This is a genomic window from Dyella sp. AtDHG13 (genome assembly GCF_003201105.1).
GTDB lineage: Bacteria > Pseudomonadota > Gammaproteobacteria > Xanthomonadales > Rhodanobacteraceae > Dyella > Dyella jiangningensis_B.
This window is the reverse complement of record NZ_QICJ01000016.1, coordinates 52,213-75,272: the sequence shown is the minus strand read 5'-3', so window position 1 is coordinate 75,272 and position 23,060 is coordinate 52,213. Positions and strand designations below refer to the sequence as shown.

Below are 23,060 nucleotides of genomic sequence, written 5' to 3'. Positions count from 1 at the left end.
TCAGAGCTTGTAGTTGAGTCCGAACATCACCGTGCGGCCCCAGGTGTTGTAGTCCAGCGGACGGGCGATCTGCTCGTTGTCGGGCAGGCTGGAGATCTGTTGCGTCTTGTAGGGCGAGTTGGTGAGGTTGTAGACCTGCAGCAGCACCGACAGGCCGTTCCAGCTGCCTTGCGTGAACGCGTAGCCCGCCTGGAAATCCGTCTGCTTGTCCGCCAGCACCTTCTGGTAGCCCAGCTGGTCGAACAGCGCGACCGCTTCGCCGGTGAACGAGGAACGATAGCGTTCGGTGATGCGGAACGACCAGCCGTACTTCTCGTAGTACAGCGTGAGGTTGGCGACCTTGCGCGACAGGCCGGGCAGGGTGGACGGCGCGCCGGGAATCGAGGTCACCGAACTCACCGGCACGGAGCTGTTGGTCAGCGAGAAATTGCCCTGCATGCCGAAGCCGTCCAGCCAGCGCGACACCAGGCCGCCTTCCAGCGAGCCGGACAGCTCCAGGCCTTCCATGCGGCCGCCGGTGCCGTTTTCCGGCGTGGTGAAGGAGCCGATGTTGCTGCTGGGCGGGTGCGTCGGGTCGTCGTTGGTGTACTTGGAGAAGTCGTAGTTGAGCACGGTCTGGTTGTAGATGTAGTTCAACAGGTTCTTGTTGAACACCGCGACCGCCACATAGCTGGCCTTGCCGAAATATTTTTCCCAGGACAGGTCCGTGCCCACCGCGACGTACGGCTTGAGGTTGGGGTTGCCGCCGCTGCCCGACCACAGGTATTGCCCGGCGGCAGGGCCGCTCTCCACCTGGTTGAGGCTGGCGGAGGTCGCCACCTTCTCGTCGTCGATGCGGCCGCGCGCCATGGTCTTGGCCAGGCCGAAGCGCAGGTACTGCTTGTCGCCGATCGTCGCGATCAGGTTGAGGCTGGGCAGCACGTTGTTGTATGTCGTGCCACCGCTGATCGGCGCCACCAGGTTGTCGCCATTGGTCTGCAGCGCGACCGACGACTGGTCGGTATGCACGAACTGCACGCCCGCGTTGCCGCGCAAGGGGATGTCGCCCAGCATCGTGTCGATGTTGAACTTCACGTAGCCGACCGGCACCTTTTCCTCGACCGAATAATTGCGCGCCCAGTCGTTCTGCTTGTTGCCCGAGGTGAGGTAGAACTGGTTGGCCAGCGCGCCCAGCACGTTGTAGTTGAGGATGCGGCCGATGCCGCCGTAGTCGATGTTGGTCGAGCCGTAGAGGAACGCCGGGTTCACGGGCACGCTATAGGCCGGGTCGTAGGCGCTGCCGCTGGAGCCGTTGCCGTTGAGCCAGGCGAACTCGACGTCGGCCGACTTGGTCTTCTTGCGGTCGGAGTAGTTCACGCCCACGTCGACCGTGCTGAAGATCCAACCCACCGGGTGCGACACCTGCAGGCGGATCGCCTTGATGTGGTCGTCCTGGTGGTCGAATTCCTGGCGGCCGTTGTAGCCGTAGTCGTCCGGGTCGGTGAACTGGATCGCCGACGGGTCGGCCAGGTTCGCGCCGGTCTGGAAGTTCGGAAAGCCGTAATTCTGCGGCGTGGCGAACTGCACGCCGGTCGTGCCCTGGTTCGGAATGCCGGCGAACAGGTAGGCGTCGTGCAGGTCCTTCTTGGCGCTGGAATACGAGAGATCCGCCATCGCCTCCCAGCCGTTGCCGAAGGTGAACTGGTTGTTCCAACCCACCGAGAACAGCTTGTCGTGTTCCTTGGTGTACTCGTTCTGCAGGATCGGGCGGATGTTGGCGATGCTGCCGGTGGTGACGATGGGATACGGCGACGCGGGCACCGTGCCCACGTTGCTGTACACGGCGGCACCCGCATTGTCGTAAGGGCCGCTCGCCCACTGCACGCCGTTGGTGTACTTCTTCTCGTTGAAGGTGGAGTAGTACGTATCCAGCGTGCCGTGGTACCAGTCGTTCGGCGCCCACTCCAGCACGGCCATCAGGCCGTTGCGCAGCTGGTTTTCCGATTGCGCGCGCAGCTGCATGCCTTCCTGCGAGATCACGTTGTCCGGCATGCCTGGCGTGTGCGGGCCGCCCCATGCGTCCTCGATGCTGCCGGGGCCGTTGTCCTTGCTCCACCACCAGGCCTGGTACTGCTTTTCCTGGATGGGCGAATCGAGCTGCGCGAAGCCCACGGCCAGGCCCAGTGTGTGGTCGAGGAACTGGTCCACGTACGAGAAGCTGGCGCGATGGCCCAGGTTGCCCGTGTCCGTGCCGGGGTTCTGCTTGCCGTTGGTGGTGTACTCGCCGCGCAGGTTGGCGGCGATGGCGCGGTTGGGCAGGTCCAGCGGATGCAGCGTGTGCAGGTCCATCGTGCCGGACAGGCCCTGGCCGATCAGGCTGGCGTCGGGCGTCTTGTAGACCACCGCGCCGCTGATCAGCTCGGCCGGGTACTGGTCGAACTCCACGCCGCGGTTTTCGCCGATGGTCGCCTGCTCGCGGCCATTGAGCGTGGTGCCGGCGAAGTCGGGCGACAGGCCGCGGATGGAGATCTGGTCCGCGCGGCCGTCCACGCGCTGCGTAGCCAGGCCGGGCAGGCGCGCCAGGCTCTCGGCGATGCTGGCGTCGGGCAGCTTGCCGATGTCCTCGGCGGAGATCGCCTCGACGATGTTGTTGGCGTTTTCCTTGGTCTTGAGCGCGTTCTCGATACTGCCGGCGATGCCGGTGACCACGATGGCGTCGAGATTGGTCGCCCGGTTCTCGGACTTGGGCGCCGGTTTTTCCTCAGGCTTGGCCGGTTTCGCCGTGGTCGGCGCGGCCTTGGCGTTCGGCGGCGTGGTGGCGGTCGGCTGGTCCTGCGTCTGCTGGGCCAGCGCCGGCATACCGGTGGCGGCGAGCAGGGCGGCGATGCAGGCGATGGCGAGCGGGCGCCTGGCCCCGATGGAACGTGCGGCAAAACCCCGAGAGCGACGGCAATTCATTCCCTTCCCCATGTCGTTATGTATGTAGGTAACCGTGCTCCCCAGCACGGCCCGACGCAGGGACTTACATGGTTGGCAGGATCATGCGATCAAGCCGACGGGCGGTAGGTTCCTGCGTGCGGCGAGAGCATGGGCGAGAGAATTTGCCGCGTCATCATGCGACGCAGCAAGCTGCTCAGGTAGCTGAAGGAACGGGCGTGGACGGTTCAGCGTGATGAGGAAAACGTCAGCGCTGGCGTGAAGCGGACGTGCATCCGGCGAGGATCGGCGCCGCGTCCGGGCCGGCGGTCTGGTCGTAGAGATCGCCACCGTCGCCCTTGGTCCACCACACGTAGGGGCCGGCGACGTAGCGCACGCCCGAGGCGGCCAGCGTATCCACGAACAGCATCGGCTGACCCTTCACCGTCAGCTGCGCGAAGCTCTGTCCGCCCTGGCGGTTGTAGTAGGTGACGTGCAGCGATGCGCCGCCCTGGCAGCGGTAGTCGCGCACCAGCGTGCTGTCCACCGGCAGCGGCGGCAGGTGCTGCGCGCCGGCCATCGCCGCCGGGCCCGCCAGTGCGGTGGCGAGAGGTGCGACACGCAAGCACGCCCTGCCTGTTCCGTTCATGGCCTACCTCACCTCGTCGTAGACGTATTCGTGCTGCTCGTCGCGCAGCACCAGCTTGCGGTTGTCCGCCGTGCCCGACACCACGAACTCGTAGCCGTCCGAGCCCGGCGATATGGTGATGAAGGAGACGGAGCCGTCGTCGTTCTTGCGCGAGGCCACTTCGCTGCGCCACGCGCCAAAGTTGAACACGGTGCTCTTGCCGCTGCGGTCCACCTGGATACTGCCCACGGCGGGGTTGCGGTAGTTCTCCGCCAGCTTCGCTGCCTCCGCGGGATCGGCCGGCACCACCAGGCGCTTGCGCACGGCGGCGATCTCCGCCTTCAGCCGCTTCACGCCCGCGTCGACGTCGCCCTGCGCCTGCGGCTTGCCGTCGAACAGCACCTCGAGCAGGCGGCGCTGGAACGGGCCGCGAATGAATACGCCGGCGTCCGCGTTGGTCAGGATCACCGCGCCCACGTCCTGCTCCGGCAGCCAGATCATGTCGGAGTGGAAACCGGCAAGGTCGCCGCCGTGATGCACCACGGGGATGCCCCAGGTGCGGTCCACCATCAGGCCCATGCCGTAGGTGGCGGTGGTGCCCAGCGCCACGTTGGGCTTGCGCCGTTCGAGCAGGGCCTCTCTGGATACGTAGCGGCTGCCGTCCGGCAGCAGGCCGTCGGCCAGTTCCATGCGCACGTAGCGCAGCATGTCGCTCACCGAACTCCACGCCGCGCCGGCGGGTCGCGCCGCGCGGATGGAATCGTTGATGCCCATGGCGGCGATGGCGGTATGGCCGTCCACATCCAGGCCGTGCGGCGTGGCGTGGTTGCCGAGCAGGGCGCGGTCGTAGTCGAAGGTGGTGATCTTCATGCCCAGCGGGTCGAACACCTGCTTCTGCATGGCAAGGTCGTAGGCGGCGCCCAGTTCCAGCTGGGGATACAGCACGTGGCCGCCGATATAGCCCGCGGCGGCGGCCATCAGGTTGGAATACTGGAACAGCTCGCCGAACCGGCTGGTGGGCTGCATGCCCGAGAGCGCCTTCATCACCGTTTCCGGCGTGGCGTCGCGGCTGTTGAGCACCCACTCCATGTCCTGCCGCGGCATGCCCGTGCAGGCGCAGATCAGGTGACGGATCAGTACCTGCCGCGTGGTATCCGCATCGCCCAGCTTGAACGACGGCATCACCTTCACCACCGGTGTGTTCCAGGTGAACCGCTGCTGGTCCACTTCGCGCGCCAGCATCAGCGTGGTGAGCGCCTTGGTGTTGGAGGCGATCATGAACAGCGTGTCGGCATCGATGGGCGTGGGCTTGCCAAGCTCGCGCACGCCGAAGCCGCCCGCGAATACCACCTTGCCGTGGTCGATCAGGCCGATCGCCACGCCCGGCACGTCATAGGCCTTGCGCGCGTTGTCCACGAACGCCTTGAGCGTGTCGACGCGCGCGTCATCCAGCGGATGGGCCGTCTTGCCCGCGAAGCTCTCGCGCTTGTAGCCCTTGGGCAGCAGGCGGTCGGAGATGGCGCGCAGCTGCGAGGCGCGCTTTTCGCCCACGGCATTGGCCATGTCGTAGATCAGCACCGTGTACTGCCTGTCATGGCGATAGGCGATGGCGGTGACGCTGCGCTTGTCGTTGGCCGAGGTTTCGTAGTTGTAGATGCGGATCTGGTCCCAGTCGTCGCGCGGCGCGACATCGCTCGCCACCTGCAGCGGCCAGGTCCTGGCGGGCGCATAGGCTTTCCAGGCTTGCGTCACGGCCTCGTCGGGCGTGCTCGCCTTCACGTCGACCAGCACCGCCTGCGAGCCCTCCTCGGGCGGGTCCAGCGTGACCTTGTTGCCGGCGACGTGGATGGCCCATTCAGCGGGCACCACGAATTGCGTGCCGGTGGATGTCGTTTTCGGCGTATCCGCCTTCACCGCTGCCGCTGCGGGCGCAGCCGGCGACGCGATGGTCCACGCGAACAACCCGATAAACGCTACGCAACGCATCAACATGGAGGTACCTCGCGGCGAGGGGACGCTCTGCGGTCGCGCGCCAATAGCCCGGCGCGCGAAGATCGATGGCACGGGTGATCGGGGGGAGTCTACTCGCGTGGCGTGGTGACGCCAGTGCTTGGCCGCGCGGGCGCGCCGTTCAATTGATGCTGGCGGCGCGCAGGCCTTCGCCACGCACGCGGCCGGGGCATACGCCGCTCACGCGCTTGAACAGTCGGCGGAAGGCGGCCTCGCTGCTGTAACCCAGTTGCTGGGCAATGCCCGCCACGGATTGCTGGCGGTCGCGCAGCATCTGCTCGGCCATGCTTACGCGCCATTGGGTGAGGTACTGGATGGGCGGCAGCTTCATCAGCTGGGTGAAGCGCTCGGCGAAGGCGGAGCGCGACATGCAGGCCAGCGCGGCCATGGACTGCATGGTCCAAGCCTTTCCGGGATGGTCGTGCACCGCCTGCAGCACGCGCGCGATGCGCGGATCGGCCAGCGAGGCAAACAGGCCCTGCCGCTCGCCGGTATGCCGCGAGTAGTCGCAGATGGCCAGCGTGAACAAGGCATCGGCCAGCTTGTTGAGCAGTACGTGGCGGCCGGCGCAGTCGGCATGCACCACGTCCGCCATGGTGGTGGCCAGCTGGCGGAAGGTGGTGCTGGCGCGGGACGCATGGATCACCATGCAGGACGGCAGCGCCAGGCTGAGCGGGTGCTGCGACGCGCCGGTGAAGCGGAACTCGCCGCAGATCAGGCTGGTCTCCGGTGTGTCCGCGGTGCCCGTGTCGCCCAGGCGATGCGGCGTGCCATGCGGAAAGATCACCAGGTCGCCCGCTTCCAGCGCGATGGGCTCGTCCAGTTCGTCGCATTCCACCGAACACCCGCCGGCGCCGACCAGATGGAACAGGCCGCAGTCGTGCCGTGGCGCATCGGCGAACCAGGTGCCGCAGCGATGCAGCTCGGCCACCACCTGTACCTGCAGCATCGACCGGTTGAGCAGCGACTCCAGCGCCGGCTCCACCAGTGGCGGGCGCGGGCCCGGGGGCAGCGACGGGTTCGGTTCGATGTACATGGCGTCCCTCTGGCGAATGTCTCCCTGGGTCCTTCGCCGTGGGATGGGCCGCGGTTACATCGTCCGGGTCAGGGCGCGTCGATGCGCCCGATCAGGCCATCGTCCAGCCAGCGCCCGAGCAGGGCCGCCATGCGGGGCAAGGCGGCCGCGGCGCCATGGCGTTCGGCGGCGCGTTCGCACAGCGTGCCGAAACATGCGCCGTCCAGCACGCCTTGCAGGGCCGCGAGTTCGTCGGCGGCCACCGTCCGGTAACGCACGTCCAGCGCGGGCCGCCACACGAGCAGGTGGCGGGCCTGCGCAAGGCGGCGCAGTGTCGGGCGCGGCGTGCCACGGTCGGCCGCGCGGCGGAACGCATCGACATTGCATGTCACGCGCAGCAGCCGCGCATGCGGCAGCAGGTGCAGCCGCATCGCGGCCCACGCATCGGGGGCCATGTGCGCGAGCGCGTCGGCATCGATCGGCGCCTGATCCGCCGCGTCGAACGCGATGGAAATCGCCCAGTCCAATCCTGCGGCTTCGGCCAGTTCGGGGCGGTCGCGCCAAGACGGCGTGGCGGCAAGAAAGGCGGCCAGCCCCGCGCCGTGCCAGCGGATATTGAAGTGCGTCGACGGATGCGCCGCCACGTAGCCGTCCAGCAACTCCGCGAAACGGCGGCCGGCGAGCAGCGACAGGCCGGGAAACTCCACCGCCAGTGCCTCGCGCAAGCGCAGGCGATAGCCGTGGTGATACACCGCCAGCCGGCTCGCCTCGTCGGCCACGCCGTCGCCACGCAGCGAAGCGATGCGCGGCGCGGCAGAGGCGCGCAGCGCATCGGCCAGCTGCAGCTGCAAGCCGCGAAGGTCGCTCACGCAGCCTCCTGCAGCAGCGCATCGGCAAGCATGCGTGCGTGATCCAGCTCCGCGCGTAGCTCGGCGAGTGGGGGAATGTGGTCGTCGCGCTCGATCATGGTGGACACGCGGCCAAAGCGGCGTACGGCTTCCAGGTAGAGATCCCACACGGCATCCACCACCGGCGCATCGTGCGTGTCGATCAGCAGCGCGCCGCCTTGTTCGTGTCCGGCGAGATGGAACTGCTGCACACGAGCGGGCGGCAGGCCGTCCAGGTAATCCAGCGCGGAGAATCCATGGTTGTGCGCGCTGACGTGCACGTTGTTGATGTCCAGCAGGATCAGGCTGTCCGCGCGCTCGGCGACGGCGGCCAGGAATTCCCATTCGGTCAGCTGCGACTGCGCGAAGCTGATGTAGCTGGACACGTTCTCCAGCAGGATGCGCCGGCCCAGCCGGTCCTGCACGCGCCGCACGCGGTCCACCACGTGGGCCAGCGCCTCCTCCGTATACGGGAGCGGCATCAGGTCATGCAGGTTCACGCCGGCCACACCGGTCCAGCAAAGGTGATCGGAGATCCACGCGGGCTGCACATGGCGGGCCAGCGCGGCGAGTTGATCGAGGTAATCGAGGTCGAGCGGATCGGTGCCGCCGATGGACATCGACACGCCGTGCATCACCAGCGGGAAACGTTCGCGGAAGCGTTCCAGCCAGCGCAGCGGGCGTCCGCCCGGCACCAGGTAGTTTTCGGAGACGATCTCCAGCCATTCCACCTGGCCCGGTTCGTCGAGCAGTGCTTCGTAGTGATCGACGCGCAGGCCCAGGCCGAAGCCGAGATACGGCAATTCGCGGGAAGCTTGCTTGATGGTCTTCATGGCGAAGGTTGGCGGGGCCTCCACACGCGGCGTGGAAACCCCGCCTGCAGGTCTTACGCCTGCTTGGCCGCGGCCTGGGCCGCTTCGCAATCGGCCTGGCTCTTCTGCATGGTGAAGCCCTGGCCCTTGCACGCGTTCTGGCCCTTGCAGGCGTTGGTGGCCTGCTTGCAGGCGCCGTGGCCCTTGCAGGACGACGAGTTCACGCACTTCACGGCGGCGGTGTCGGCGGCGTTGCTGCCCGTGGTCTTCTCGGCGGCGGAGGCGGACATGGCGGAAGCGGCGAACAGGCCGGCAACCATCATCGCCATGGCGGCACCGTTGAGCTTGTTGGTCTTCATGGAACACTCCTGTCTGGTGATGGCCGCCGGTGGCGGCGCGGATAGCGGAACGTCGGGCTGGACACGTGTCCGAGGCGGGAGCCGACGATGGCATTGTCGACAGGAGCGCGGCCGGCGGCTGTCCCCGGGCGTCCCCGATTTGTGCCCGATCGTCCGGCGTTGAAAGGCCGCGCGCAGGATCGGACGGCGGGCAAGAAAGCATGGACGCACAGCCATGGCGGCACGCGGTGGCGCTTCGCATCATCACCGCACTTTCCTTTCACGGATATGCCGTCATGCGTCAGTTCATCGCCGACAAGGCATCGCGCCTGCTCGAATGGCTACATCGCATCGAGTGGATCGGCCCGCTCGTGGTGCGCGTGGTGTTCGGCTACTTCTGGCTGGAAACCGGCATCGCCAAGGTGCACAACCTGGACGGTTTCACCCAGCGCTTCGTTGGCTGGGGCATTCCGTTTCCCGCGTTCAGCGCGGGCCTTTCCGCATGGACGGAACTGGTCGGCGGCCTGCTGATCATGCTCGGCCTGTTCACGCGGCTGGTGTGCATTCCCATGCTGATCAACATGGCGGTGGCGGTGACGCTGGTGGTATCGGCCAACCTCATGAGCCTGGACGACTACGTGGAAGCGGACGAGATCGTCTACAGCCTGATCTTCTTCTGGCTGCTGGTCAGCGGCCCCGGCAAGGCCAGCCTGGACACGCTGGTGGCGCGCGCGCTGGGTATCCGTTCCGGCGATGGTTCCGCCGTGGCGCCGCGCATCGGCATGCGTCCGTCGCCGACTGATCGTTACGTACAGGAGTGACTTCCCATGAAGACGAGTACCCTGCGCCTCGCCATCACCACGCTGTGGCTCGCGCTGGCGGGCCAGGCGGCGGCCGCCGAGGTTCCGTTCACCCAGGCGCAATACACGGAGGCGGTCGCGGCGGGCAAGCCCGTGGTGGTCTACCTGCATGCGGACTGGTGCCCGACCTGCCGCGCGCAGCAGCCCATCGTGGATCGACTGTCGAAGGATGCCCACTTCAAGGACGTGACCATCTTCGTCGCGGACTTCGACAAGGAAACCGCGCTGGAGAAATCCCTCGGCGTGTCGCAGCAATCCACCTTCGTGGTGTTCAGGCAGGGCCATGAAGTGACGCGTTCGACCGGGCAGACTTCGGAGGCCGCGATTCGTGCGGTGCTGGAGCAGGCGCTCTGATGGATTTCGGCGTCGGCACCTATGCGCTCGGCTTTCTCGCCGGCATGGCCACGCTGCTCTCGCCGTGCGTGTTGCCGATCTTGCCCATCCTGCTCGCGTCGGCCCTGTCGCGGCACCGCTGGGGCGGGGCCATGCTGGCGCTGGGCCTGGGCCTGTCGTTCGCCTTCACCGGCACGGTGATCGCGACGCTGGGTGCGTCCATCGGGCTGGACGCGGCGACGTTGCGCCGCATCGCCGCATCGATGATGGTGCTGTTCGGCGCCGTGATGCTGGTGCCGCCCTTGCAGCGTGCGTTTGCACGCGTCACCGCACGGCTGGGCAACACGGGCCAGCAGGCGCTGGGTTCGGTGCATGGCGAAGGCGGCCTCAGCCAATTCCTGACCGGCCTGCTGCTGGGGCTGGTATGGAGCCCATGCGTCGGGCCGACGCTGGGCGCGGCCACCACGCTGGCGGCGCAAGGGCGGAATCTCGCGCAGATCGCCTTGCTGATGCTGCTGTTCGGCCTTGGCGCGGGCTTGCCGTTGCTGGTGCTGAGCACCGTGTCCGGCGCGGCGATGACGCGCATGCGCGGCGCGCTGCTGTCGGTGGGCGGCGTCGCCAAGTCGGTATTGGGCGCGTGCTTCGTGCTGATCGGCGTGCTGGTGCTGACCGGCCTCGACCGCCGCTTCGAGGCTCTCGTGTTGTCCGTCAGTCCGGAGTGGCTGACGCGGCTGACGACGTCACTGTGAAAGCCTTTTCAAAAGCTTGGATCCCGAAACCCTTCAACTCCGCCACTCGTCATTCCGGCGCAGGCCGGAATCCAGTGGCCTTGTTGCGCGGTTTACGCGGAAGGGCCAAATGCTTTGAAGCCACGCGACAACCGACCGCTCCCGTCACTGGATTCCGGCCTGCGCCGGAATGACGGCTAGGAAATGTTGGGCGGATTGTAAGGAAGCAAGCCCTCAGCTCGGCTTGACCGAACCCAGCAGCTCGGAAAGCCCCAGCCACAACAGCTGCATGCCGATGCAGAAGGTGACCAGCGCGAACAGCCGCATCACGATCTTGGTGCCGGCCGCGCCCAGCCATCGTTCCAGCGTGTCGGCGAAGCGCATGCAGGCATAGATGCTGGCGCTGAGCGCGAGCAGCGCCGCCAGCACGCCAAGGTAGTGCGCCACCGACAGGCCCTCGCGCGGCGAACTGGTGCCCAGCGCGATCGCCACCGAGATGGAACCGGGACCGACCATCAGCGGCAGGGTCAGCGGGTAGAACGCCTTGGAAGCCAGCGAGCCGCTGCGGCTGGGGCCCTTGACCTCCTGCGCCTTCATGCTGGCCTCGTCGTCGTCCGGCTTCTGCAGCAGGTTCCAGCCCGCCACGGCGATGATCATGCCGCCGGCCACGCGCAGCACCGGGATGGAAATGCCGAAGAAGGTCAGCACATAGGCGCCCAGCACCAGCGACACCAGCAGGATGGCGAAGCTGTTGATGGTGATGCGCCAGGCCAGGTCCGTGCGTTCCGCGGGCGAGGTGCCGGGAATCATGCTCAGCACGATGAAGGCCGAGCCGATGGGATTGATGATGGGAAACAGGCCCGTGATCAGCAGCAGGGCGGTCTGGGTGAAATCCTTCAGCATGCTCGCCGCTCCCCGGCATCTATCGGCAGTGTTGCGCCATGCGCACATCGCAGCATGGACAGGTCGCCCGGACAAGAGGCCATCGGGCCGAAGCAAGCTAGGGATGCTCTGATCTATTCAACGCGGGTGGCATCCACGTTGAATAGATCAGAGCATCCCTAGCACGAGGGTTCGGCTCAAACGCAGGCCGATGCGTCATCGTCTGCCGCAAACCGGTGAAGGATGCCGCCGAGGCTGCGCAGATCCTGGCTGTTGTGCCGGGCCACGCGGTGCAGCGACCCGGCCGAGCCGCCGCGCAGGAAGCCCAGCCATGCCGCGGGCGCCTCGGCGCCGGGCAGGTCGTCTTCGCGCACCACCTGCAGCAACTGGCGTTCGGCGGTGGCGAGCCGGCAGTTTTCCCACGCGCCGCACCAGCGCCGCCGCACGGGATGCAGCAGGTCGATATGCATCAGGCCTTCCAGCGGACAGGCGCGCTGGTGCAGGCGGAAGCGCGTCTTCAGCAGCGGCGCGTCGTACGACTTGCCGTTGTAGCTCACCAGCACCGCGTCCGGCCGCAGCCATGACGCGAAGTGGTCGAGCATCGCCGCCTCGCCCGCCAGCGTGGTGATGAGCAGCTGGCGCTCGCGGAACGCGCCTTCGTGCCAGTCGCCCACGCCGATCATGAAGGCGCGCGTGCCCGTGCCGCCGGCGAGGCCGGTGGTTTCGGTATCGAACAGGACCAGGCGCGCGGGGTCGATCACCGCGTCGATGCGCGCGAACGCGGCATGGAACGCGGGCGGCATCGGCGGCCACGCGGTGCGCGCTTCGCACAGCTGCAGGCCCGGCGCGATCGTTTCGCCGGGCACCGCCGTGGGCTCGCCGGCGACCTTGCGTGGAGGCGAGCTTTTCGCGCGCTGGCGAATGCCTAGCAACTGACGGATGTTGTCCGGCAGCTCCGGGCGCGCTCGCGGCGGCACGGGAGCAGGCGCGGGCGGCTGCACGCCCGCCTGGCGGCGCAGGCCGCGCAGCTTGTCGGCCAGTGCGCTCACAGTGCGACGATCAGGTCGAGCACGCGCGTGGCGAGCGATTTCAGCGAGCGTTCGTTCTGCTCGTCCACGGCGAGCACCGGGCCCACGCAGGCGGGGCAGCCCGCGCGGCAATCGCAGCGCTGCACCAGTTCGCGCGCCAGGCGCACCAGGTCCTCGCGGCGCTCGAACAGCGGCGCGCTCAGGCCGACGCCGCCGGGGAAGGCGTCGTAGAGATACAGCGTGGGAATGAACGGGCCCAGCATCGGCGCGCCTTCTTCGCCGAAGGCCGAGCGCAGCTGCGCTCGGCCGTTGGCATCGGGCGTGGCGAACCATGCGCCGTCGCCGCTGCCCACGGCCTTCTGCAGGTCGCGCGCCTCGGCCATCACCGCCACCGTCGCCACGATATGCAGCGCATGCGCGGCCGCGAGAAAACCGTCGAGTGCTTCCTGCCGATGATCGAACGCCTGTTCCAGCGCGCGCTGCGGCAGCTGCCACCACACGGCCGTGGTGTGCAGTTCCAGGTCGGGCAGGTTCACCGGGCCGTAGCCGATGTTCTCGTGCGTGTAGTAGCGGATCTTCTTGTAGCCGGCCACGCGGCGCGCCACGTGCACCTCGCCGTGATGCGCGCTGCCCGCGCCCGCCGGCGAGCCGTCGAACGCTTCCAGCACTTTCAGCTTGGTGTAGTCGATGGCGTCGGTGTAGTAGTCCACATTGGTGCGCGTAACGAAGGCCTTGCGTCCGTTCCAGTCCAGCCGTTCCACCTGGTACGGCACCGACTGGATCATGTGGATCGCGCCCTCGTACAAGGTGAGCGAGGCGGCGCTGAAATCCACCTCGGCCACGATGGTCTGCCGGCCGTCGGTGCGATCCACCACCACGAAGTTGCCATCCGCCACGGAACGCAGCGACACGGCGTTGGCGGGATAGCTGTCGGCGATCCACTCGAAGCGTTCGCCCTCCTGGTGCAGCACGCCTTCTTCGGCGAGCACCTGCAGCCACGGCGTGGCGTCCTGCGGGCCGAACAGTTCGCCGTCCTTGAAGGGCAGCTCGAACGCGGCGCAGCGGATGTGATCGAGCAGGATCAGCGGCTGGTCCGCCGCGATGCGCGCATGCTCCGGCGGCGCGCCCTGGAAGAACTCCGGATGGCGCACCAGATACTGGTCCAGCGGATCGCTGCTGGCCACCAGCACGCCCAGCGACGCCTGCTGGCGGCGGCCCGCGCGCCCGAAGCGCTGCCACGTGGCGGCCACGCTGCCGGGATAGCCGTTGAGCACCACCACGTCGAGCGCGCCGATATCCACGCCCAGTTCCAGCGCGGAGGTGCTGACGATGCCATCGACTTGCCCCGCGCGCATCTCGCGTTCCGCCGCGCGGCGTTCCGTCGGCAGGTAGCCGCCGCGATACGCGCGGATGCGCGGCGGCTTGCGCGGGTCGTTGTCGAACACGTCCTTGAGGTACTTGGTGAGCACTTCCACCATCAGGCGTGACTGCGCGAACACCAGCGTCTTCAGGCCCGCGCGGATCGCCGTGCGCGCGATGCGGTTGGATTGCGAACGCGCCGAAGCGCGCAGGCCCAGATCCGGGTTCACCACCGGCGGATTCCACAGCAGCACGTGCTTCTCGCCCACCGGCGCGCCGCTCTCGGTGATCGCGGTGACGGGCTGCTCGATCAGCGCGCTGGCATGTTCCGCCGGGTTGCCGATGGTGGCCGAGCACAGGATGAACTGCGGCGACACGCCATAGAACGCGCACACGCGCTGCAGCCGGCGCAGCACGTTGGCGACGTGCGAGCCGAACACGCCGCGATAGGTATGCACCTCGTCGATCACCACGTAGCGCAGGTTCTCGAAGAACTGCGCCCACTTGGTGTGATGCGGCAGGATGGCCTGGTGCAGCATGTCCGGGTTGCTCACCACGATGTCACCGTGCAGGCGGATCGCCTGCCGCGCATCGCCCGGCGTATCGCCGTCGAAAGTGAAGGCCTTCACGCCCAGGTCGCCCGCCTGGTTGAGCTCCAGCAACTCCGCCACCTGGTCCTGCGCCAGCGCCTTGGTGGGAAACAGGAACAGCGCCTTGGCGCGCTGGCGAATCGCCGCGCTGATCACCGGCAGCGTGTAGCACAGCGACTTGCCCGAGGCCGTGGGCGTGGCGATCACCACGTGCTCGCCGGCGGCGGTGGCGTTCCACGCCTGCGCCTGGTGCGCATAGAGCTGGCCGATGCCGCGCGAACGCAGCGCCTGCGCCAGCGCGGACGGCATGTCGCCGGGCAGGGCGGCGAACTGTCCCTCGCGCCCCGGCAGCACGAACGAGCCAGTGATACGGTCGCCATAGCGCTTCGCCAGCCGCCGGGCCAGCTGATCGCCGCCGGAAGCGGGCGCGGCCAGCGCGCCATCGCCGCGCACCGCGCGTTGGGCCAAGGGGTTGGGCAAGGCGTTCATGCGTGCGCTCCATCCGGGGACGGCATTGCACCCGCGGGCCGTCTCAATTTCTGAGACGGGCGGCCCTTGCCCTTGCCGGACAGGCGTTTAAGTGTTTCCTAAGTGTCCTGTCGGATAATCCCGGCGAACATCGCCGCATGGGCGAGGGAGCGTCAGGTGCACATTCTTCTGGTCGAAGACGACGCGCAGCTGGGATCGGCCATCCAGCGCGCACTGGAGCGGCTGAGCTACACGGTGTCGTGGTTGCGCGACGGCCGTTCGGCGCTCAACGCTATGCGCGACCGCACCGCCGACCTGGTGTTGCTGGACCTGGGCCTGCCCGGGCGCGACGGCATCGAGGTGCTGACCGAGGCGCGCCGCGCGCACGTGGAAACGCCGGTGCTGGTGATGACGGCGCGCGATGACCTGTCCGCCCGCGTGGACGGGCTCGACGCAGGCGCGGACGATTACCTGACCAAGCCGTTCCACGTCGAGGAACTCGCCGCGCGCATCCGCTCGCTCACGCGGCGCATGCGCGGGCTGTCGGTCAACCGCATCGAGGTCGGCGCGCTGAGCCTGGACGTGGGAACTTCGGAAGTGAGCTTTCGCGGCGAGCCGGTGGACCTCACGCGCCGCGAGTTCGCGCTGCTGCAGGCGCTGATGGAGAACGCCGGCAAGCTGGTGCGCCGCGAAAGCCTGGAAAACTCGCTGTACGGGCTGGACCACGTGGTGGGCAACAACGCGCTGGAAGTACTGGTGCACGCGCTGCGCCGCAAGCTGAGCTTCGAGACCATCCGCAACGTACGCGGCTTCGGCTACATGATCCCGCAGGATCCGAAGTGAGCCGATCGAGTCTGCGCGCGCGGCTGCGCTGGCTGATCCTCGGCGTGATCGCGCTGGTGCTGGTGCCGCTGGGCATCTACAGCATGCGGCGCACCATCAACGAGGTGAACGAGCTCTCCGATGGACGCCTCGCCCAATCGGCGCGCACCTTGCAGACCCTGGTCGACGAGATCGGCCTGCCCGCCCTGCAACGGCATACGGCGGAGAACGGCGTGGTGGTGCCGATCGCCGCCAAGTCCACGCAGGAGGTGGTGCTGCGCGGCCACACCTACGAGTCCGAGGTGGGCTTCCAGGTGTTCGACCGCAGCGGACGCGCCCTGATGGCCACCGGCAACCTGACCATGCTGCCGCCGCCGGACGCCGCGCATCCGGGCTTCCAGAACGTGCGGCTCGGCCGCTATCGCTGGCGGCTGTTCACCCTGCCGCCCACGCACGACGGCATGGTGGTGCGCGCCGCCGAGCGCTACGACAGCCGCCGCGACATCACCGTGGCGCTGTGGGTGGAGCACGCCCTGGCGCCGCTGATTGCCTTGCCGGTGCTGGCGCTGCTGGTGGGCTGGGCCGTGCGTCGCGGCTTGCGGCCGCTCGACGCGCTGGCGGAGAAACTCTCCGCGCGCAAACCCGGCAGCCGCGACACGCTGGACGTGGCCGAGGCACCGCGCGAACTGGAACCGGTGCTCGATGCGCTCAACGGCCAGTTCACCCTGCTGGAGGAAGCGCTGGAGCGCGAGCGCCGCTTCAGCGCGGACGTGGCGCACGAACTGCGCACGCCGCTCGCCTCCACCATGATCAACCTGGAGAACGCCGAAGCCAGCCGCGATACGCACGAGGCCGACGTGGCTCTGTCCGGCGCGCGCGAAAGCCTCGCCGCGCTGGCGCGCCGCGTCGAGCAACTGCTGTCGCTGGCGCGCCTGGAAGCCAGCTCGCGCTCGGATCAGCTGGTGGACGTGGACCTGCTGGCGATAGCGCGCACCGTGATCGAGGAGCTGGCGCCGCTGATCGGCGACTCGGACGTGGAACTGGACGTGGCGTTGGCCGACGGCACGCTGATCGTGCGCGGCCACGAAGTGGCACTGGCCGCCCTGCTGCGCAACCTGCTGGAAAACGCCTTGCGCCACGTGCCCGCCGGCGGCCAGGTCAAGCTGATCGTGCAGCGCGAGCAGGGCGAGGCCGTGATCGACGTGATCGACAACGGCGAGGGCATTCCGCCCGAGCGGCGCGCGGCGGTGTTCGCGCGTTTCCATCGCGAAGCCGGCAGCCGGGGCGACGGTTACGGGCTGGGCCTTTCCATCGTCCAGCGCGCCACGCAGATGCATGACGCTTCCATCGCCTTGCTGGATTCACCGTATGGGCGGGGTCTGCGGGTGTCGGTGCGGATTCCGTTGAGCAGGGGGGGGGTGTCGTGAGGGGGTGATATTTTTCCCTCATGGGCTAGGGGGCGGACTAGGGATCGAAGACAGGCGTGCCCGATACCCGAAGCCTTCGCCCACCCTCACCGTCATTCCGGCGCAGGCCGGAATCCAGTAGCGGTGACATTCGGCTTTCGCGACGCGGCGCATGACGGAAAGGCATTCTGCGCAGTCGCGAAGACCTGACCTTGCCGCCGCTGGATTACTCGCTTTGCTCGCCCTTCCAGGGCCGCCCTTCGGGCGTTCTTCGCGCTACGCGCTAGTCCGGCCTGCGCCGGAATGACGCGAGGGAGGCCAGGCGCCACCGAGCTTTCGAGGGCCCCCGCCTTTACAAAGTGAACGCTAAGAGACTTTCGGTAGGGTAGGGCTTCCCCAACCCTGCACGGACCGTCGGTGTTTCCTTCGCTTGCCAAGCCTCCTGTGCAACCGTTCCCGCGCCCGGGCAAGGTCGTGGCCGCGCTGCTGGCCGCGTGCCTTGCCGGCTGCGCCACCTATCACGCCAAGCCGCTGCCGGAGCAGGCCGCGTCCGCCGCGTCGCTGTCGCAACTGCAGGGCTATGACCAGGCCGCGGTGCCGCTGGATATGGCCGCGGTCGAGCGCCTGGTGCTGTTGAATAACCCGGACCTGCGCAGCCAGCATGCGCGTCGCCAGGCGGCGCAGGCGCAGCGCCGGCAGGACGGCGTGCTGCCCAATCCCGTGGTGGGCGGCAACGTGGGCTACCTGCTTTCCGGGGTGGGCGATGCCACGGCGTGGACGGCGTCGATCAGCCAGGACATCACCTCGCTGATTACCCTGCGCCCGCGCCGCGAGGCGGCGCAGGCCACGGCCGACGAGGTGGACGCCACCCTGCTGTGGGAACAGTGGCAGGTGCTGGGCAAGGCGCGCCTGCTGGTGATCGACCTGATCGAAGGCGACCGCCAGATCGCCCTGCAGCAGCAGGCGCTGGACGCGCTGGCGCAGCGCGAGTCGCGCATCGTGAGTGCGGTCAGCGCGGGAAACATGGAGCGTGTCGCGGTGGCGCCGGATCTCGCCGCTGCCGCCGATGCGCGCACCGCGCTGCACGATCTGCAACGCCGCCAACTGGATCTTCGCCAGCAGCTCGACGCGCTGCTCGGCCTCAGGCCCGACGTGGTGGTGCCGCTGGCGCCGGATCTGCCGCCGGCCAGCGTCGATGCCGCGTCCATTCGCCGGCAATTCGACGACGTGAGCCGTCGCCGGCCCGACCTGGTGGCGCTGCAACTGGGTTATCGCGCGCAGGAAGCGACTTTGCGCGCCGCCGTGCTCGCGCAGTTTCCGCCGCTGGCCATCGGCTATGACGCCTCGCAGGACAACAGCAAGGTGCGCAACGGCGGGCCGGCGGTGACCTTCACGCTGCCGCTGTTCGAGCACAACCAGCACAACGTGGCCATCGCCCGCGCCACCCGCGAGCAACTGCACGTGGAATACACCACGCGCCTCGCCACCTCGCGCGACGAGGTGGACGCGCTGCTTGCGCAATACGCACAACTGGACGCGCAACGTCAGGCGCTCATGCCCGCCGCGCAAGATGCCGCGCAGGCCTCGGCGCACGCCGCGCAGGCTGCGAGCGATGGCCTGCTGGACGTGCGCAACGTGACCGATCTTCGTGTTGCCGCGCTCAACCGGCAGCTGGCGCAATTGGCGACCGAGCAGGCCATGCTCGAACAGCAAGCCGCGCTGGAACTGCTGGTGGGCCGCGGCATGCCGACCGCTCTTGAACAGGATGTGATGGCGCCATGACCACCCGACAGCCATGGAACGCAGCGGCTATTGCCGCGTGCCTTTTGATGACGTGTTCGCTGATCGCCTGCTCGGGCGGCGAAGCGCCCGACAACACAGCCGTGAGCGCCGCGGTGACCACCGTGCCGGTGCGGCAGGGCAGCGTGCCCGCCACCGTGCCGGCCTACGGCACCGCCGGTCCCGCCGCCGACGCTGCGCAGGTGATGAGCGTGCAGGCGGCGGGACGCGTGCTGCGCTGGAACGTGACCGCCGGCGCGTCGGTCAAGCGCGGCCAGTCACTGGCCACGTTCGCGCTGGCGCCGGCCTCGGTGGCGGCCTACCAGCAGGCGGTGACGGCACAACGGCTGGCCGAGGCGCAACGCGCGCATGCCGCGCAGCTCTTCGCGCAACAGCTCGCCACGCGCGACCAGCTCGATCAGGCGGAGAAGGCGCTGCACGACGCGCAATCCAACCTCGATGCTCTCGTGCAGCAGCAGGGCCGCAACCCGACGGTGGAGGTGACCGCGCCGTTCGACGGCACCGCGGCCACCGTCGACGCGCAGCAGGGCGACAACCTGCAGCCGGGTGCGCCGCTGCTCACGCTTCAGCGTGGCGATGGCCTGGTGGTCACGGCGGGCGTGGAGCGCGACGCGATGGGCCGCGTGCAGGTCGGCGCCAAGGCCGAGCTGGTGCCCATCGATGGCGGCGAGGCCATGCACGGCACCGTGCGCCGCGTGGCGCGCGCGCTCAATCCGCACACGCATCAGCTCGACGTGGAGATCGTGCCCGAGGGCGCGCTGGTGGGCGGCGAAGGTTTCCGCGCTGACATCGTGGTCGGCCAGTGGCAAGGCTGGCTGTTGCCGCGCGACGCGGTGCAGGGCGACGAAGAGGATCGCCACGTCTTCCAGGTGGAGAACGGCAAGGCGAAGAGCGTGCCGGTGAAGGTGCTCGGCGAAGCGGGCGATGTCACGGTGGCCAGCGGCGCGCTGGATGCGAAGCTGCCGCTGGTGACCGAAGGCGCCACGCAGCTCGATGACGGCATGGCCGTGCGCGCGCCTTTGGAGCAGGCCAAGCCATGAGTTTGCCGACATTGCTGGCGCGGCACGCGCGTGCCATCGTCATCGTGGCCTTCGCATTGGCGATTGCGGGGCTGGCCAGTTCGTTCACGCTGCCGGTGGGGCTGTTTCCGCAGGTGTCGTTTCCGCGCGTGGTGGTCGATCTCGACGCGGGCGATCGTCCCGCCGACCAGACCGCGTTGCTGCTGACGCGCCCGGTGGAGGAAGCCATCCGCACCGTGCCGGGCGTCGCCGGCCTGCGTTCGGAGACCACGCGCGGCTCGGCGCAGATCTCCGTGGACTTCGGCTGGGGCCGCGACATGATCGCGTCCACCTTGCAGGTGGATTCGGCCATCGCGCGCGTGCTGCCGAGCCTGCCCGCCGGCGCGACGTACAACGTGCGCCGCATGGACCCGACGGTCTTTCCGATCATCTCGTATGCGTTGCAGTCGGACACGCTGTCGCCGGTGGCGCTGCGCGACCTGGCGCAGTACCAGATCGTGCCGCTGCTGGCGTCGGTGCCGGGGCTCGCTCGCGTGGACGTGCAGGGCGGCGAAACCGCCGAGGTGGAGGTGGAGGCCGATCCGCGCAAGCTCGCGCAGTACGGCCTGGGCCTGGACGATCTCGCCACGGCGGTGAGCGGCGCGAACCAGCTCGAAGCGGTGGGGCGCCTGCAGGATCGCAACCAGCTCTATCTCGTGGTGGCGGACCACTCGCTGCAGCGGCTGGAGGCCATCCGCAACATCGTCGTGAAGAACGACGCGCACGGCTGGGTGCGCCTGTCCGACGTCGCCACCGTGCACGACGGTTACGTGCCGCAATGGGTGAAGGTGAGCGAGGACGGCAAGCCCGCCGTGCTGTTCAACGTCTACGAACAGCCGGACGGCAACGCCGTGCAGATCGCCGCGCAGGTGCGCGACAAGCTCGCCGGCTTCCGCCTGCCCAAGGGCGTGACGCTCAAGCCGTGGTACGACCAGAGCGAGCTGGTGGTGGAATCCGCGCACAGCGTGCGCGACGCCGTGCTGATCGGCCTGCTGCTGGCGGCGGCGGTGCTGCTGCTGTTCCTGCGCAACCTGCGCGTGACGCTGATCGCCATGCTGGTGGTGCCGGTGACGCTGGCCGTCACCGTGTTGCTGCTGCAGGTGTTCGGCATGAGCCTGAACATCATGACGCTGGGCGGCATCGCGGCGGCGGTAGGGCTGGTGATCGACGACGTGATCGTGATGGTCGAGCACGTCGCGCGACGTGCGGGCGCGGCCGACGACGGCGACGCCGCGGTGTTGCCCGCGGCGCGCGAATTCATGCAGCCGCTGACGGGTTCGAGCCTGGCCACGCTGATCGTGTTCGTGCCGCTGGGCCTGCTCAGCGGCGTCACCGGTGCGTTCTCCAAGGCCTTGTCGGTCACCATGGCGTGCGCGCTGGCGGTGTCGTGGCTGGTGAGCGCCTTCGTGGTGCCGCCGCTGCTGCGGCGCTGGGTGGATTTCCGCCGCTGGCACGATCCGGGCCTGGCGCACGAGGGCTTGCTGGCCCGCTCGCACGCGCATCTGTACGACGCGTTCGCACGCCGTCCCGCGTGGCTGCTGGCCGTGGTGATTCCGCTGCTGGCGCTGGGCGGCGTGGCGTACACGCACGTGGCCACGGGTTTCATGCCGTCAGTGGACGAAAGTGGCTTCGTGATGGACTACTACACCAAGCCCGGCACGTCGCTGCCGGAAACGGCGCGCCAGGTGGCGCAGGTGGAGGCCATCCTGCATGCCACACCGGAGGTGGATACGTTCTCCCGCCGCTTGGGCACGGGGCTGGGCGGCGAGCTGGGCCAGTCCTATCACGGCGATATTTTCGTGCACCTGAAACCGGGACATGAGCGTTCCACCGAGGACGTGATGAGCGACGTGCGCGAGCACATCGAGCACGAGGTGCCTGGCGTGGAAGTGGAACTGGCCCAGCTGATGGAAGACCTGATCGGCGACCTCACCGCCGTGCCGCAACCGATCGAGATCAAGCTGTATTCCGCCGACCCGAAGACGCTGGTGCCGCAGGCGCAGCGCGTGGCCAAGGCCATCGCCGACATTCCCGGCGTGGTGGAGATCAAGGACGGCGTGCAGCTTGCCGGCGATGCGCTGAACGTGCGGGTGGACCCGGACAAGGCCACGCTGGAAGGCATGACCGTGGCCACGGTGACGCAGGCGATCGACAACGCGCTGACCGGCGTGGTGGCGACGCAGCTGCCGCAGGAGACCAAGAGCGTGGGCGTGCGCATCCGCATGCCCGATGCCATGCAGTGGCGCCTGCCGCAGTTGCTGGCGCTGCCGGTGCGCGCGCCGGACGGGCACGTGTTTCCGCTGAGCCGCGTGGCGAGCATCGTCACCGAGAACGGCCAGCCGCAGATCTCGCGCGAGAACCTGCAGCAGATGGTGGCGGTGACCGCGCGCATCGAGGGCCGCGGCATGGGCGCGGCGGTGGCCGACGTGAAGAAGCTGCTGGCGCGGCCGGGCATGCTCGATGCCGATACGCGCTACGAACTCGGCGGCCTCTATCAGCAGCAGCAGATCGCTTTCCTCGGCCTGGGCAAGGTGTTCCTGATGGCCCTGGTGGCGGAGTTCGTGCTGCTGCTGTTCCTGTACGGCCGACCCAGCCTGGCGCTGGTGGTGATGGGCTGCTCGCTGTTCTCCGCCACCGCGGTGTTCATCGCGCTATGGCTGTGCGGCGTGGATCTCAACATCACCGCCATGATGGGCATGACCATGATCATCGGCATGGGCACGGAAATGGCCATCTTCTACGTGTCCGAGTACGTCACCCTGGCGCAGGGCATGCCGCCGCTGCAGGCCCTGCGCATGGCCAGCCGCGACCGCCTGCGCCCGATCACCATGACCACGATGGCGGCCATTCTCACCTTGCTGCCGCTGGCGCTGGCCTGGGGCGCGGGTTCGGGCATCCAGCAACCGCTGGCCATCGCCATCATCGCCGGACTGGCCTTGCAGTATCCGCTGGTGCTGCTGGTGATGCCTACGCTGATCGGTTTGGCGACGGGGCATGGGCGGCAGCGTGGTGGCGGTGCGCTTGTAGGGACGTGATGCCTCGCTCTCGCCCGTCATTCCGGCCTGCGCCGGAATGACGGGCGAGAGCAAAACCGTCAACAGTCCCTAAGAAAACTGTAAGCGACGATGCGCAAGATGCCGT

General features: G+C 68.3%; 18 protein-coding genes. 8 read left to right on the top strand and 10 right to left on the bottom strand.

Annotated features, from left to right (window positions below; translation table 11 throughout):
• From BDW41_RS20980 to BDW41_RS20950, 7 genes are all read right to left on the bottom strand, one after another.
• Positions 1-2,937, bottom strand: coding sequence for a TonB-dependent receptor (locus BDW41_RS20980; protein WP_074552089.1), 2,937 nt, complete (start codon positions 2,935-2,937; stop codon positions 1-3).
• A 226-nt stretch (positions 2,938-3,163) separates the two neighbouring features.
• Positions 3,164-3,520, bottom strand: coding sequence for an MliC family protein (locus BDW41_RS20975; RefSeq protein WP_158537019.1), 357 nt, complete (start codon positions 3,518-3,520; stop codon positions 3,164-3,166).
• Between the two features lie 27 nt (positions 3,521-3,547).
• Entirely contained in the window at positions 3,548-5,515 is a 1,968-nt protein-coding gene (locus tag BDW41_RS20970) for a serine hydrolase domain-containing protein (protein WP_233496977.1), read from the bottom strand.
• A 139-nt stretch (positions 5,516-5,654) separates the two neighbouring features.
• A complete protein-coding gene (locus tag BDW41_RS20965; RefSeq protein WP_074552091.1) occupies positions 5,655-6,569 on the bottom strand; it encodes an AraC family transcriptional regulator in 915 nt (304 codons plus the stop codon).
• 68 nt (positions 6,570-6,637) lie between these two features.
• On the bottom strand, positions 6,638-7,417 hold the full coding sequence (locus BDW41_RS20960) for a DNA-binding domain-containing protein (RefSeq protein ID WP_074552092.1): 780 nt from the start codon (positions 7,415-7,417) through the stop codon (positions 6,638-6,640).
• Positions 7,414-8,268, bottom strand: coding sequence for a DUF692 domain-containing protein (locus tag BDW41_RS20955; RefSeq protein ID WP_074552093.1), 855 nt, complete (start codon positions 8,266-8,268; stop codon positions 7,414-7,416). The genes BDW41_RS20960 and BDW41_RS20955 overlap by 4 nt, the downstream gene beginning before the upstream one ends.
• Positions 8,269-8,321: 53 nt before the next feature.
• A complete protein-coding gene (locus tag BDW41_RS20950; protein ID WP_074552094.1) occupies positions 8,322-8,606 on the bottom strand; it encodes a hypothetical protein in 285 nt (94 codons plus the stop codon).
• Positions 8,607-8,881: 275 nt separating this feature from the next.
• Between BDW41_RS20950 and BDW41_RS20945 the strand changes: the two genes are divergently transcribed.
• The 3 genes from BDW41_RS20945 to BDW41_RS20935 are packed head-to-tail and all read left to right on the top strand — an operon-like array spanning position 8,882 to position 10,527.
• Positions 8,882-9,406: a DoxX family protein gene (locus BDW41_RS20945; protein WP_083337835.1), complete on the top strand. Its 525-nt coding sequence runs from the start codon at positions 8,882-8,884 to the stop codon at positions 9,404-9,406.
• Between the two features lie 6 nt (positions 9,407-9,412).
• Complete coding sequence (locus tag BDW41_RS20940) at positions 9,413-9,799, top strand: thioredoxin family protein (protein ID WP_074552096.1); 387 nt, start codon at positions 9,413-9,415, stop codon at positions 9,797-9,799.
• Positions 9,799-10,527: a cytochrome c biogenesis CcdA family protein gene (locus BDW41_RS20935; RefSeq protein WP_074552097.1), complete on the top strand. Its 729-nt coding sequence runs from the start codon at positions 9,799-9,801 to the stop codon at positions 10,525-10,527. The genes BDW41_RS20940 and BDW41_RS20935 overlap by 1 nt, the downstream gene beginning before the upstream one ends.
• A 213-nt stretch (positions 10,528-10,740) precedes the next feature.
• On the opposite strand, the gene BDW41_RS20930 is transcribed toward BDW41_RS20935, so the two are convergent.
• From BDW41_RS20930 to BDW41_RS20920, 3 genes are all read right to left on the bottom strand, one after another.
• Positions 10,741-11,409, bottom strand: a complete 669-nt coding sequence (locus tag BDW41_RS20930; RefSeq protein WP_083337831.1) for a MarC family protein — start codon at positions 11,407-11,409, stop codon at positions 10,741-10,743.
• Between the two features lie 176 nt (positions 11,410-11,585).
• Complete coding sequence (locus tag BDW41_RS20925; RefSeq protein ID WP_074552099.1) at positions 11,586-12,437, bottom strand: ribonuclease H-like domain-containing protein; 852 nt, start codon at positions 12,435-12,437, stop codon at positions 11,586-11,588.
• Entirely contained in the window at positions 12,434-14,854 is a 2,421-nt protein-coding gene (locus BDW41_RS20920) for a DEAD/DEAH box helicase (protein ID WP_074552100.1), read from the bottom strand. Before BDW41_RS20920 ends, BDW41_RS20925 begins: the two co-directional genes overlap by 4 nt.
• Positions 14,855-15,010: 156 nt before the next feature.
• Between BDW41_RS20920 and BDW41_RS20915 the strand changes: the two genes are divergently transcribed.
• The 5 genes from BDW41_RS20915 (at position 15,011) to BDW41_RS20895 (ending at position 22,954) form a co-directional block, all read left to right on the top strand.
• Complete coding sequence (locus tag BDW41_RS20915; RefSeq protein ID WP_074552101.1) at positions 15,011-15,676, top strand: response regulator; 666 nt, start codon at positions 15,011-15,013, stop codon at positions 15,674-15,676.
• Positions 15,673-17,082 (top strand): ATP-binding protein, encoded by a 1,410-nt coding sequence (locus BDW41_RS20910; protein WP_074552102.1) that lies wholly within the window; start codon positions 15,673-15,675, stop codon positions 17,080-17,082. The genes BDW41_RS20915 and BDW41_RS20910 overlap by 4 nt, the downstream gene beginning before the upstream one ends.
• Positions 17,083-17,505: 423 nt before the next feature.
• A complete protein-coding gene (locus tag BDW41_RS20905) occupies positions 17,506-18,843 on the top strand; it encodes a TolC family protein (RefSeq protein ID WP_083337832.1) in 1,338 nt (445 codons plus the stop codon).
• Positions 18,840-19,901, top strand: a complete 1,062-nt coding sequence (locus tag BDW41_RS20900; protein ID WP_074552103.1) for an efflux RND transporter periplasmic adaptor subunit — start codon at positions 18,840-18,842, stop codon at positions 19,899-19,901. Before BDW41_RS20905 ends, BDW41_RS20900 begins: the two co-directional genes overlap by 4 nt.
• Positions 19,898-22,954, top strand: coding sequence for an efflux RND transporter permease subunit (locus BDW41_RS20895; RefSeq protein WP_074552104.1), 3,057 nt, complete (start codon positions 19,898-19,900; stop codon positions 22,952-22,954). The genes BDW41_RS20900 and BDW41_RS20895 overlap by 4 nt, the downstream gene beginning before the upstream one ends.
• Positions 22,955-23,060 lie beyond the last annotated feature (106 nt).

What these genes read in the sequence shown, in the direction of transcription:
- BDW41_RS20920 (WP_074552100.1), bottom strand. Translation starts at nt 14,854, where the DNA reads ATGAACGCCTTGCCCAACCCCTTGGCCCAACGCGCGGTGCGCGGCGAT.
- BDW41_RS20945 (WP_083337835.1), top strand. Translation starts at nt 8,882, where the DNA reads ATGCGTCAGTTCATCGCCGACAAGGCATCGCGCCTGCTCGAATGGCTA.
- BDW41_RS20980 (WP_074552089.1), bottom strand. Translation starts at nt 2,937, where the DNA reads ATGAATTGCCGTCGCTCTCGGGGTTTTGCCGCACGTTCCATCGGGGCC.
- BDW41_RS20970 (WP_233496977.1), bottom strand. Translation starts at nt 5,515, where the DNA reads ATGTTGATGCGTTGCGTAGCGTTTATCGGGTTGTTCGCGTGGACCATC.
- BDW41_RS20900 (WP_074552103.1), top strand. Translation starts at nt 18,840, where the DNA reads ATGACCACCCGACAGCCATGGAACGCAGCGGCTATTGCCGCGTGCCTT.
- BDW41_RS20965 (WP_074552091.1), bottom strand. Translation starts at nt 6,569, where the DNA reads ATGTACATCGAACCGAACCCGTCGCTGCCCCCGGGCCCGCGCCCGCCA.
- BDW41_RS20940 (WP_074552096.1), top strand. Translation starts at nt 9,413, where the DNA reads ATGAAGACGAGTACCCTGCGCCTCGCCATCACCACGCTGTGGCTCGCG.
- BDW41_RS20955 (WP_074552093.1), bottom strand. Translation starts at nt 8,268, where the DNA reads ATGAAGACCATCAAGCAAGCTTCCCGCGAATTGCCGTATCTCGGCTTC.
- BDW41_RS20950 (WP_074552094.1), bottom strand. Translation starts at nt 8,606, where the DNA reads ATGAAGACCAACAAGCTCAACGGTGCCGCCATGGCGATGATGGTTGCC.
- BDW41_RS20930 (WP_083337831.1), bottom strand. Translation starts at nt 11,409, where the DNA reads ATGCTGAAGGATTTCACCCAGACCGCCCTGCTGCTGATCACGGGCCTG.
- BDW41_RS20895 (WP_074552104.1), top strand. Translation starts at nt 19,898, where the DNA reads ATGAGTTTGCCGACATTGCTGGCGCGGCACGCGCGTGCCATCGTCATC.
- BDW41_RS20935 (WP_074552097.1), top strand. Translation starts at nt 9,799, where the DNA reads ATGGATTTCGGCGTCGGCACCTATGCGCTCGGCTTTCTCGCCGGCATG.